At 40.6% G+C, this 11875-nt stretch carries 12 protein-coding genes; 9 read left to right on the top strand and 3 right to left on the bottom strand.

The genetic code is table 11. The features are described 5' to 3' along the window. Positions 1–129 precede the first annotated feature (129 nt). Complete coding sequence (locus tag BW935_RS03250) at positions 130–1035, bottom strand: AEC family transporter (protein WP_076498543.1); 906 nt, start codon at positions 1033–1035, stop codon at positions 130–132. Positions 1036–1124: 89 nt separating this feature from the next. Here BW935_RS03250 and BW935_RS03255 point away from each other — a divergent pair, with 89 nt between their 5' ends. Continuing rightward, the gene (locus BW935_RS03255; RefSeq protein WP_076498545.1) at positions 1125–1355 is read left to right on the top strand and encodes a hypothetical protein; all 231 of its coding nucleotides are present in this window, start codon (positions 1125–1127) and stop codon (positions 1353–1355) included. Here the strand turns inward: BW935_RS03255 and BW935_RS03260 are convergent. Then, positions 1352–1726 carry a UDP-glucuronosyltransferase gene (locus BW935_RS03260; RefSeq protein WP_076498546.1) on the bottom strand — a complete coding sequence of 125 codons (375 nt, stop codon included), beginning with the start codon at positions 1724–1726 and terminating at the stop codon, positions 1352–1354. The genes BW935_RS03255 and BW935_RS03260 overlap by 4 nt on opposite strands. A 157-nt stretch (positions 1727–1883) precedes the next feature. Here BW935_RS03260 and BW935_RS18160 point away from each other — a divergent pair, with 157 nt between their 5' ends. From BW935_RS18160 to BW935_RS03280, 4 genes are all read left to right on the top strand, one after another. Further along, a complete protein-coding gene (locus BW935_RS18160; RefSeq protein WP_139325484.1) occupies positions 1884–2291 on the top strand; it encodes a hypothetical protein in 408 nt (135 codons plus the stop codon). Positions 2292–2390: 99 nt separating this feature from the next. After that, positions 2391–3560 carry a hypothetical protein gene (locus BW935_RS03270; protein ID WP_076498550.1) on the top strand — a complete coding sequence of 390 codons (1170 nt, stop codon included), beginning with the start codon at positions 2391–2393 and terminating at the stop codon, positions 3558–3560. A 174-nt stretch (positions 3561–3734) separates the two neighbouring features. Further along, on the top strand, positions 3735–4052 hold the full coding sequence (locus BW935_RS03275) for a hypothetical protein (RefSeq protein ID WP_245802632.1): 318 nt from the start codon (positions 3735–3737) through the stop codon (positions 4050–4052). Between the two features lie 88 nt (positions 4053–4140). Next, positions 4141–6405, top strand: a complete 2265-nt coding sequence (locus BW935_RS03280) for a TonB-dependent receptor (protein ID WP_076498826.1) — start codon at positions 4141–4143, stop codon at positions 6403–6405. Positions 6406–6785: 380 nt separating this feature from the next. Here BW935_RS03280 and BW935_RS03285 read toward each other — a convergent pair whose 3' ends face one another. Next, positions 6786–7955, bottom strand: a complete 1170-nt coding sequence (locus BW935_RS03285) for an ATP-binding protein (RefSeq protein WP_076498551.1) — start codon at positions 7953–7955, stop codon at positions 6786–6788. 414 nt (positions 7956–8369) lie between these two features. Between BW935_RS03285 and BW935_RS03290 the strand changes: the two genes are divergently transcribed. The 4 genes from BW935_RS03290 to BW935_RS03305 all read left to right on the top strand — a co-directional run bounded on the left by BW935_RS03290 (position 8370) and on the right by BW935_RS03305 (position 11868). Beyond that, entirely contained in the window at positions 8370–9638 is a 1269-nt protein-coding gene (locus BW935_RS03290) for a serine hydroxymethyltransferase (protein ID WP_076498553.1), read from the top strand. Positions 9639–9653: 15 nt separating this feature from the next. Then, positions 9654–10502, top strand: a complete 849-nt coding sequence (gene tatC, locus BW935_RS03295) for a twin-arginine translocase subunit TatC (RefSeq protein ID WP_076498554.1) — start codon at positions 9654–9656, stop codon at positions 10500–10502. Positions 10503–10506: 4 nt separating this feature from the next. Next, positions 10507–10944 carry a ribose 5-phosphate isomerase B gene (gene rpiB / locus BW935_RS03300; RefSeq protein WP_076498556.1) on the top strand — a complete coding sequence of 146 codons (438 nt, stop codon included), beginning with the start codon at positions 10507–10509 and terminating at the stop codon, positions 10942–10944. 132 nt (positions 10945–11076) lie between these two features. Beyond that, positions 11077–11868, top strand: a complete 792-nt coding sequence (locus BW935_RS03305) for a M15 family metallopeptidase (protein ID WP_076498557.1) — start codon at positions 11077–11079, stop codon at positions 11866–11868. Positions 11869–11875 lie beyond the last annotated feature (7 nt).

Raw genomic sequence — 11875 nt, forward strand, 5'->3', positions numbered from 1 at the left:
CGCCAAGGATCATAAGCAGTAATTGGGAAAAAGGAATTTCAAGCAATCGATAGCAATGTCCAGTATTTCTCTCTGTGTAACCTTGCTTTTCTCCCTTGCAAAAAATGCATCTCCGTTGAATGGATCATACTATCCCAAGATCCAGTACCATACGCCCACTGTGCCAAAGGAAAGCGGAATGCCTACGCCTACTAAAAGAGAAGCTAGTTTGGGCTCTAGGTCATGCGTGATCGCGATGATTGATCCGGTGATCATGGGTGCCATAGCCATTTCGATTACAGACACTTGGAAAGCCAAGCCTTCTGCTCCCAAAATCCAGCCAAACAGCAGTAACATCACCAATGGAGCGATAACCAACTTGTAGCCTAATCCTAGCCACAGATATGTAGATTTGATGGCTTGAAAATTGACTTTGAGCTGTAGGCCTACCGCGATCAGGGCTACAGGAGTGAGCGTCATGGCTACAAGATCAAAGAAGAAATCTAGTTCGCTAGGAACACGCAATCCAGATAAATTCATCACCAAGGCCAATACAAAAAAAGTGAATGGAGGGAATGTCAGGATTTTTCTACTGATGTCTCGCTTCCTACTTTTCTCTTTGGCATGAATGGAAGCCACAATGATCGCAAGTGAACTGACGATGATAAATGAGCCTGCTTGATCAATGATCAGTGCAATTTTCAATGCTTCCTCTCCGTATAGAGCATGCACAATGGGAAATCCCACAAAGGAAGTATTGGCTAGGCCGGCTGTGATGATCAGGCAACCTGTGAGAGATAAACTCCATCGAAAAATACGTCCCAGTGATCCAAAAAGCAACCAAGATAACCCAAATGAAATCCAAGCCACCGATGCGGGCATAAGCAAGCTGCTATCAAGGCTGATTTCAGGAATCAACCTGAGTGAAAGCATTGGCAAGACCAAGTAAATCAGGTATTTGTTCAGGTATTGGGCTGTTTGGTGCGGAAGTAGCTTGACCCTTTGCAGTAGCAAGCCCAGCAGCAGAAAAATCAGAATCAAGAAGAGTTTGTCCATAAGCGATCAAAGTTAACACAATCATAATTTTGTCTTGACAGCTGCTATCAGAATATCTACTTTTTTTGTAAAGGCAAAATTAAAAGAGCATGACAAGGCTGATACCCATTGAGATAGAAGGCAAGAAGCTGGTTCAGTTGGCCCAACTGACCATCGATCAGGCCAATGATTTGAGGAGTTGGTTACCTTCCGATAGTCTGAAAAAAGTTAGCCTTCATGGCGTAGACCTTCAAGATTGCGTGGATTTTGAGACTTATGATTACTGGTTCAAGAGCCACCATATCCTAAGCAAATCATACCAGACGATTTTAGATTTTTAGATCATTCCAAAAGTTTTTCGCTTTTCGCTAAAGTAGCGCTCCAGTTCTTGGTACAGCAGACTTTCAGCAAGGGGAATCCCAGCTAAAGTGAGCTGAATGTTTCCTTGTGCCGTACTGGGTGATACATCCATGGTTTCAATCATAAAAATCAGTTCTTGTAAGCTGAGAGGTTGGGGTGATTTTTCAGGATTCAGCTTGATATCATTGCCATAGAAATCTACTGCCTCGTAATAATAGACCCCATCCAAGGCATTGGCATAGATGCTGATCTCTTCTCCCCATTGACTTTCGGGATAGCTGAGCTTGCAGATCAGCGTATTGGGACCTGTTCCGTTGAAGTAGCTTGCCGGCTGATAGTCAAAATTGATCATGCTGTGAAATTAGGGATAAATGACCAAAGAACTAGGAGTAGTAAAAGTTATTCTAATGTCACTTTTGAAATAAAATAGGCTATACCTGATTGAGGTATAAACGCTTCTAGATCATTGATTCGGATAAGGGTATTCCAATCATGGAAAAATAATAGGATTGATTGTCAACTACTTATGGTTTAGCGAAAAAAATAGTTTAAATTTTGGAGAATGTACTAATGATTTGGTATTATTGATAATCAGATCATTACAAAAAGAACTGCGCAGGGATTTTTTAGATCGGGTGTTTAAACAAATTTTAAAAATTCTAATTTTAACAACGATGAAAAGTTTAATAGCTAATTCTTTATTTATTTTAGGAGTTGCTCTCCTAAGTTTTGGATCTATAAATCCTGCAATAAGTTCAGATGGAATCAGTCCCTGTACACAGATAGGTAAGTGTGAGTCTAGAGGTGGATATGTTGATGTAGTTAATCCAAGTTCTGGAGGTATGGAAGGTCAAACAGTTCATGTTTGCGGTTTGGCAGAAGGACAAATATGTTGTCAAGATTGTACTCCTCAATAAACGTTTAGATGTTATGTATATACTCGTAGAGGCATTTATTTTATATGCTTCTACGAGTTTTAGTTAATAAAAAAGTCAATAATTTATTATTTTAGTTGAATGAAGAATCTAATTTTTGGTATTACAATTATTACTTTCAGTCTGTGCTTTATTTCCTGTAAAAAAAATTCAAGCCAAGTATCCTATGAAGATCAGAAGTCCTTTAGCTTGGTGATAGAAGACTCCATTCTTGTTGAATATTTGGGTGTTTTAGGTGTGATTGATTTTAATAAGGAAAATAATCGCTACCTCGCCAAAGACTATAATTACGATGGGCAAGTTTTTGTAGTTTTTGATGAACAGGGAACTGTGATCAATACCTTTGATAATAGAATAGCTGGATCAAATGCTTACAAGGGGAGTTTATATGGCGTCGGATTTCACCTTGATGGCTATATGATAGCTTCAGGAGGAGGTGTATATTACTATAATGAACATTGGGAAGTAGTTGATTTTGTTCCTGATCTGAATACAACAGATACATATTACAATTATTGGCACAAGTTGATGAGAGTGAACGAAAATGGAGGAGACTCTTATTTGTTTTTGTATCGCGGGAATGAAGAAAGTAGGAGTTTGGAAGGAATTGACGTTTATCTAGCTTCTCCAGTTTTTGGGAGGTTTGATGGTGAAATATTTGATCATGTATTTAAAACTCCCAAAGAGTCTATTTATGTAGATCCAAGATATGATTTCAACCTTTTTGTCAGATGTTTTGCATATAGCAATTATTCAAGGAAGTTTTATTTTGCATTTGGCAGTGATCCCAATCTTTATAGGTACGATTTGGAAAAAGACCTTATCTATCCTGATACTGTAATCAACATGAACCTTGAATATTATGGAATGGAACTTTCCAATTTTGCAGCAGGTAGAAAAGAGGTTTTTGCAGGAGCACTGGATTCTAGGGTAGTAAATCTTCTGGAAGCAGAAGGTAGGGTATTCATCGCATACTCAAGTGCTGTTGATCATAAAAAGTTTATAGGAAGAGGATTCTCTTATGACAATAGTCCAGAGTCGATGGAATACATTTCACAGGAAAAGAAATTTGTATTTACGATTTTTGAAGATGGGCAAAACAAATTAAGAGATGTAGATATAAAAGGCAAACTTGGCATGCCCTGGTATGCTTTTGATAAAAACACCCTACTCTTCAGTCCTTGGATAAGGGATGAGTCGTTGAATGGAGAGGTTTTTTATAAAGTTAAAGTAGTGTTGGATGAGGAATGAACATGAAATAAATCTACCACCCAAACTCCAAAAATCCTTCTAAAAGTAAATCATTACTGCGATTTTCAATATTCTTTTCTATTTTCGCAACATCTCTGCAAGTATTCAGTTTGAAGATTATTGTATAGCGTGAGTCAATTTAGAAAAATATTACCCCTTTTCAGCCATTTCTGTTTGGCATTGTTGCTAAGTGTTTTAGCCAATGGGGTATTCTTTTTTCATGCGCACGAACTTGATAATGGGCGTATCATCACCCATGCTCACCCGCTGATTACAGAAGAGCAGCAGGAGCTACCTGATCACGGTCATACGGAAGAGGAATTGATCTTCTTGGATCTGATTGCCCATGCTGACTATTTTGTTTTTGACTTTGTGTATCAGCTGCCGGTGCTTACCCCACTGATCGCTACTCAGGACATGTTTGCCTCCGCTGGGGTGGCTGATTATGAGATAGAGTTTGGGTTTGACCACAGAGGCCCGCCAGTAGTTTGATTTTTCTTACTTGATTTTTGCTGCCGCTCCTCAATGGAGCGAAAGCCTTCTTACTTTATATTCTCACAAAAAATTTATCGTCAATTTTATGCGACTGATTATACTCGTTGCTGCATGTTTCCTATCATTGGGCGCATGGGCATCTCAAAATATCTCTGTGGATGGCAAAGTCATCGACAAAATCTCCAAACAACCACTACCTGGCGTATCTGTATACATTCCTGAATTGAGTAGAGGGGTAGTGACCGATTTGGACGGGACTTTTTCCCTAACCTCACTTCCTGAAAGAACCCTGACCGTACAGTTTTCATTTGTGGGTTATGGTACCAAAACCCAGACCTTGAGGGTTTCTGATAGAGGGAGTTTGATCATTGAATTGGAAGAGAGCATTTCCAACATCGACGAAGTAGTGATCTCAGGTGCATACATCATGAGCAAGGAAAGCTCACCCATTGCCATCGAGAAAGTCAGTCGTGATGCGATACTTAAGGTGCCAGCGCCGAGTTTAATGACGACTTTGACACGTACACCGGGTGTCAATGAAATCTCGCTGGGTCCTGGCATCAGCAAGCCAGTGATTAGGGGACTTTCATTTAGCAGGGTACTTTCTGTCTATCAGGGAGGAAGGTTTGAAAACCAACAATGGGGAGCTGACCATGGACTAGGACTATCCGAGACAGGTATCAGCAATATAGAATTGATCAAAGGGCCTGCATCGATCATCTATGGCTCTGGGGCTATGGCTGGAGTGGTCAACCTCATAGAGGAGACAGATGCAATAGCTGGTAATATTGAAGGAGATGTCAACCTAAGAGGTTACAGCAATTCTCTAGGGCTGAGGTCTGAGGCTGGTATAAAAGGCGCTAGCGAGAATGGCTTTGTATGGTCATTGAGAGCAGCAGCGGAATCTCATGCGGATTACCTGGATGGGGATGGCAATGCCATTGGTAACTCACGATTCAATACCCAAAATATCAAGACAGGTATCGGAATTAAGAAAAAGTGGGGTGATACCCGATTGAGGTATACCTATCTCAGACAGCGTCTTGGAATTGTAGAGGAAGATGAAGTGGATGAGTTGGCCACAGGCCGAAATGATAGAGCCATGCAGCTCCCATTCCAAGATGTGACGGATCATTTTCTCAATTCCGAAACCAATGTATTCATTGGCGAAGACAGGCTGAAAGCGACCTTTGGGCTTCACATGAACAATAGGAAAGAGATCGAAGAAGACATCAACGAGATTGATCTAGGGTTACGTCAGTCTAATTTCATGTATGATATCAAGTATTTCAAAGAGTTGACTGATGGACTTGAAGCGATCGTTGGTGTTCAGGGTTTTTATCTACAAAACACCAACATGCAGGAGGCTGAGGAAATCCTTATTCCGGACGCAACCAAGGATGACCGCTCTGTCTATTTGCTCTTGAACTACAACAAAGACAAGTGGGTAGCCCAAGGAGGAATTAGGTATGATTACCGAAAAGTAGTGGCCGATGCTAGTGCTCCTAATCTGGTAGATTATGGGTTTTTACTTCCTGGAGAGCCAGCAGATAGGACATTGACTAGGACTTTTGATGGGGTAACAGCCAGTGCGGGGACTACTTTTAGACCTAATTCGGAATGGAGATTCCGATTGAATGTAGCTCAAGGATTCAGAGCCCCTGATTTGGGAGAATTGTTTTCCAATGGGCCACATCCTGGAACCAACCGATTTGAAAGAGGAAATGCTGATTTTGTCAGAGAACAGAATATTCAATCTGATTTTGGAATCAGGTATAGCAAATCAGACTTTTCAATTTCAGGGGAAGTGTTTTACAATCACATAGACAATTACATCTTCTTCTCACCTACTGCGGAGACAAGAGGTGATTTGACGATATGGGAGTTTGAGCAAGCTGATGCGCGCTTATATGGAGGAGAGATTGAGTTGGATATTCACCCTAGATCGGCTAGATGGATAGCAGGCACTACCTCTTACAGCATGGTGATTGGTCAGCGAAGATCTGATATGAGCTACTTGCCTTATATTCCAGCGTTCAGATGGAATCAGTCCATTGATTTTAAATTGAATGATATCGGGGTATTATCAAAGCCATACATCAGCTTGACCGGATCTTTTGTGTTTGACCAAAATAGGGCAGCACCACTTGAGGAGGAGACTCCCGGATATTACTTGCTTGGTTTGAATCTAGGCAGTCAGGTGATGGTAGGAGGCAAGCCTTTGGATGTCTATGTAAGTGGAACCAATATGCTCAACAAGACTTACCTAGATCACCTTTCCCTATTTAGACCATTTGGTGTCAATCAGATGGGTAGAAATGTTGCTTTGAATGTAAGGATTCCGTTTTGAGAAGCGAGACTTGAGATATGAGATTTAAGACCTTCGTGTCATGTCATTCATTAACCCCAATGGGGTTAAACTTTAAATAGCCCCGGGTCGCAACCCGGGGAATAATGATTATACAGGAGACAACAACCCCGAAGTGGGTTGAACTACTTTAATCAATAGGAAAAAGTGTTAAGTATTTTTAGGACAAGACAAAGAAAAACCCTTAAGATTAATAGGAGTAGATTGTGAACTATGCTGCGCGAAATATATAGAAATAAGCCTACAGCGATGTATTTATACCTTCGTTCCTAGCTCGAATAGTATAAAAAATAACCAGTAATTCAAGGATGTGAAAAATACTGGCTCAAAAGAGTAAATGAAGAAACCAATAACCCTCCAAACTAATTATTTGGAGGGTTATTTGGTTTTAGAGTTTGGATAAACTCCCAAAGTCCCATTACCAAGATATTTTTTTCTAGAGGATAGCTTTCTTTTCCCCGATAGATTAGAATTCCTTTTTCAGCTTGGGTATCCTCTAGACTTATCCGGAAACCTTTTCCGACTTTAGGTGAGAGGGTATTTTTGATTTCAATGGCGAATTTTACTTGTCCAGAATTTACAAGAATCAAATCGCATTCTGCACCTTGATGGGTTCGGTAAAAGTAATATTCATATCTTTTTCCTAAAGCATTACAAATTTGTTCGATTACAAATCCTTCCCAAGAGTGACCTACTAATAATTGATTAATAAGGTCTTCATAAGTCCCAATCCCTGCTAAGCTATGCAAAATTCCAGAATCTCTGATGTAGACTTTTGGTGAGGCCACCAATCGCTTTTTGACATTAGGAAAATAAGGGTGTAGTAATCGTACCATAAATGAACCCTTTAGAAACTCGAGGTATTTGTTCACAGAAGGACGAGAAATTCCAAGAGCTTTTGCAAAATTTTCAGAAACCAACAAACCACCCTGCGCGTGAGCAAGCATTCTCCAAAAGCGCTCTACCAAATATGGGTCGGTATTAAGTCCCAATAACCCTAGATCTCTCTCGATATAGGTTTTGATAAAATTTTCTCTCCAAAGTTGGCTAGCTCTTTCTGAATTGGCTAAAAATGAAAGCGGAAAACCTCCTCTGATCCATAATTGATCTAAATTTTCTTCTTCTATTTCTGCTATGTGAAATGGCGTAAGCTCTAAATAGCCTATCCTCCCTGCAAGAGAATCTGCTGAACTTCTAATCAATTCGGGAGAGGCAGAACCAAGAATAATGAACCTTCCTGCCTCTCTTTTTTCATCAATGAGACTTCTAAGTTCAGTGAATAGCTCAGGCATCATTTGAATCTCATCCAAAATGATTGTTTTATCTACATGCGCTTTAAGAAATAATTCAGCATCATTGAGTTTAGCTCTATCACTTGCTTTTTCAAGATCAAGGTATATTCTTTCTTTGTTTAGATTGATATTTTTGACCAAGGTGGTTTTACCTACCTGCCTTGGGCCTATGATTCCCACGGCTGGGAAAAGCGCTAAATATTCCTCGAGCAGTGTCCATATGTGTCGATTTTTTACCATGAAAAATGAAACTTTAACTTACGAATTTCATGGTAAAAGTATGAAATTATTAATAGACAAGAAATAATTTACCATGAAAAACGTAATTTTGACTTACGATTTTCATGGTAAAAAGAAATTTATTAGCACCAATTCACCTCTTGGAGAAATCTTTTTAACCAATTTTTATCCTCACAAAACCCATTTCATCTTCTAGGTTTTCAAACAGCCAAATAACACCATTTTTAACGAAGTAAGATCCGGTATCTATTAATTTCGACTAATATCCACCTGTATCAAAATTTTTAACAACTGTAAATAGTTTCACTGATCATTCATCTTGTGAAACACTTCCGTGGCTCACATAAGTATATATTGAATTGGATTATCCATTGATTAAAACTAATTTTGGGCAACCTATTAAAAATCATATCCATGAAAAGAGATCAGGCAATCTTTGACCTCATTGCAAAAGAAGAAAACCGTCAGAAGACGGGTATTGAATTGATCGCATCTGAAAACTTCACCAGCAAGCAGGTGATGGAAGCGGCAGGAAGTGTGTTGACCAACAAATACGCAGAGGGTCTTCCCAACAAGCGGTATTATGGTGGCTGTGAAGTAGTAGATCAGATTGAGCAATTGGCCATAGATCGTGCCAAGGAACTTTTCGGAGCGACCTGGGCCAACGTGCAGCCTCACTCTGGTGCCCAAGCCAATGCAGCTGTATTTTTGGCAGTATTGAATGCAGGAGATTCCATTTTGGGTTTTGATTTGGCACATGGAGGACATTTGACGCATGGTTCGCCAGTGAATTTTTCTGGAAAATTATACAAGCCACATTTCTACGGTGTAGAAGAAGAGACAGGCTTGATTGATTATGATAAAGTAGAGACAACAGCGCTTGAAGTGAAGCCTAAGTTATTGATCTGTGGTGCTTCAGCATACAGTAGAGACTGGGATTATGAGCGCTTGAGAGACATCGCTGACCAAGTGGGGGCAATACTTTTGGCTGATATCTCGCATCCTTCTGGCTTGATCGCAAGAGGCTTGCTCAATGATCCATTAGAATATTGTCATATCGTGACTACGACTACGCACAAGACCTTGAGAGGTCCAAGAGGTGGATTGATCTTGATGAGAGAAGATTTTGATAATCCATTTGGGATCAAGACGCCTAAGGGTGAGTTGAGAAAAATGTCTTCTCTACTAGATTCAGGTGTATTTCCAGGTACTCAAGGTGGTCCATTGGAGCATATCATCGCGGCCAAAGCAGTGGCTTTTCAAGAAGCACTCTCTGATGAATATATGGAGTATGTCGTGCAGGTAAAGAAAAATGCAGCTGTGATGGCTGATGAATTTGTCAAGTTAGGCTACAAGATTATTTCTGGAGGTACAGATAATCACCTGATGTTGATCGACCTTGGCAATAAAGAGCTTACAGGAAAAATAGCGGAAGAGACCTTAGGCAAAGTAGATATCACGATCAATAAAAACATGGTGCCTTTTGACAAGCGTTCTCCATTTGTGACTTCTGGTATGCGTGTAGGTACAGCAGCTGTGACTACGAGAGGACTAAAAGAATCAGATATGATCCGTATCGTATCATTGATTGACAATGCACTGACCAATCACGACAATGATGTAGCATTAGCTAAGATTAAGTCAGAAGTCAATGAGTGGATGGTTCAATTCCCATTATATTAATTACCCAAATTTCAAGTGGCATTAGATCAGTATAGAGACGAGGAGGAAGACGAAGGCATGTCCTTTTTGGATCATTTGGAGCAATTGCGTTGGCACTTGCTCAGATCCGTCGCGGCAGTTTTGATTTTCACAGTGGCAGCATTTCTTGCCAAGAGCATTGTATTTGGAAAAGTAATCCTAGGCCCGTCCAAGGTTTCTTTTGTGACCTATCAAGTGCTCTGCAAGATCTCAGACGCACTCAATATTCCAGCGCTCTGTATCGATACGCTTCCTTTCACTATCCAAAGCCGTCAGATGACGGGACAGTTTTCCATGCACATCACCTCAAGTTTGGTAGTGGGCTTGATAGTGGCATTTCCCTATCTGTTTTGGGAAATCTGGAGGTTCATCAGTCCAGGGCTATATAGTAAGGAGCGTCAAGCTGCACGAGGGGCAGTGTTCTTTGTAAGTTTGCTTTTCTTCATGGGTGCTGGCTTTGGTTATTTTATCCTTTCACCTCTGTCGATCAACTTCCTAGCTAATTATCAGCTAGACCCTTCCATACTCAACGAATTTGATATCACTTCTTATGTGACTACAGTGGTCATGTTGGTATTGGCTTCTGCATTGATGTTTCAGTTGCCAGTAGTGATTTATTTCTTGTCGATGTCTGGACTGGTTTCTGCAGCCATGCTCAGGTCATATAGAAGACATTCGATCGTGGTGATATTGGTGATTTCAGCGATCATTACCCCACCAGACGTGATCAGTCAGATCATCATCGCGATGCCGATCATGGTGCTCTATGAGACTGGAATCATGATTGCCAAGAGATTGGAAAAGAAAAGAGCATTAGAAGAACAAAAACTCAGCGAAAATCAATAATAACATGTCTAAGAAAATTGCCATAGGAGGAGACCATGCAGGTTTTGCATACAAGAAAGACCTTATCATCAAATTAGAAGAAGCTGGTTATGAAGTAAAGGACTTTGGGCCTTACTCGGATGCTTCGGCAGATTACCCAGATTTCGTACATCCACTTGCAGTAGCGGTAGAGTCATGTGAGTACGAGCAGGGGATTCTAATCTGCGGCAGTGGTAATGGTGTAGCCATCACGGCCAACAAGCATCAGGGAATCCGAGCGGCTTTGTGTTGGAATCAGGATTTAGCAGCTTTAGCGAGGCAACATAACGATGCCAATGTATTGGCACTACCAGCGAGGTTTATATCCTTTGAACTAGCCACCGAGCTGGCGATGATTTTTCTAGAGACGGCATTTGAAGGAGGAAGGCATGCCACGAGAGTCAATAAGATAGCTTGTAAATAATGCATAAGCGAGGTGAAAATCTCGCTTTTTGTGTTAAAAATCAGTTGATTACCTTGCATTTTCTTTATTATAGTTGTAATTTTTTTGAATAGTTTTTTAAAAAGTAATTTTTAATGAAAAAGCAAGAATGATATGAACACTAAGGAAGTTGCAATTTTTGTACAAACTTGGTTACAAAAACAGGGGCTATACAAGGGAAGAATCGATGGTATCCCAGGGCCGATGACTCAAAGTGCCATTGATGCTACAGGACAGATCCCAAGAAATTGGTCGGCTAGAAGAAAACTGGTAGGAATGTTACAATACATTACCCTACAATATGGTCAGCAACCAGGGCCGATAGATGGATATTATGGGCCTAATACCCAGCATGCATTTGAAAATACCCGCTTTATTATAGCGCAAGACAGTCCCCCGCCTATATGGAGACCTGAAGAGCTAGGCTTACAAGAAAGTAAGTGGCCAAAACAATATACGCCTGCTTTTGAGCAGTTTTATGGCCCAAAAGGCTCAAGTCTGACTTATGCAGAATGTCCATATGAATTGAAAATAGCCTGGAATCCTAATCAAAAAGTTTGGAGGTTTTTATGCCATGAAAAGGTCAAATCAAGTATTGAGAAGGTCATGCGGGCAGTTTTGGATCACTATGGACTTGAGCAAGTGCAGGAGTTAAGGCTAGATTACTTCGGGGGCTGCTACAATGACAGGAGCATCAGAGGCGGTACACTGCCAAGTATGCATAGCTGGGGCATAGCTATAGACTTTGACCCTGCCAATAATCAACTGAGATGGGGAAGAGACCGAGCTACATTTGCCAGACCAGCGTACCAAGCTTGGTGGGAAATCTGGGAAGCAGAGGGCTGGGTAAGCCTAGGTAGACAGCGTAATTTTGACTGGATGCATGTGCAGGCGGCGAGTTTGTGATAAATAT

The sequence above is a fragment of the Belliella pelovolcani genome (assembly GCF_900156785.1).
In the GTDB taxonomy this organism is placed as follows: domain Bacteria; phylum Bacteroidota; class Bacteroidia; order Cytophagales; family Cyclobacteriaceae; genus Belliella; species Belliella pelovolcani.

Bases quoted from the DNA above. Each gene is read 5' to 3' on its own strand.
- BW935_RS03280 (WP_076498826.1), top strand. From the start codon at position 4,141: ATGCGACTGATTATACTCGTTGCTGCATGTTTCCTATCATTGGGCGCA.
- rpiB (WP_076498556.1), top strand. From the start codon at position 10,507: ATGTCTAAGAAAATTGCCATAGGAGGAGACCATGCAGGTTTTGCATAC.
- BW935_RS03305 (WP_076498557.1), top strand. From the start codon at position 11,077: ATGAACACTAAGGAAGTTGCAATTTTTGTACAAACTTGGTTACAAAAA.
- BW935_RS03270 (WP_076498550.1), top strand. From the start codon at position 2,391: ATGAAGAATCTAATTTTTGGTATTACAATTATTACTTTCAGTCTGTGC.
- BW935_RS03250 (WP_076498543.1), bottom strand. From the start codon at position 1,035: ATGGACAAACTCTTCTTGATTCTGATTTTTCTGCTGCTGGGCTTGCTA.
- BW935_RS03255 (WP_076498545.1), top strand. From the start codon at position 1,125: ATGACAAGGCTGATACCCATTGAGATAGAAGGCAAGAAGCTGGTTCAG.
- BW935_RS03260 (WP_076498546.1), bottom strand. From the start codon at position 1,726: ATGATCAATTTTGACTATCAGCCGGCAAGCTACTTCAACGGAACAGGT.
- BW935_RS03290 (WP_076498553.1), top strand. From the start codon at position 8,370: ATGAAAAGAGATCAGGCAATCTTTGACCTCATTGCAAAAGAAGAAAAC.
- BW935_RS03285 (WP_076498551.1), bottom strand. From the start codon at position 7,955: ATGGTAAAAAATCGACACATATGGACACTGCTCGAGGAATATTTAGCG.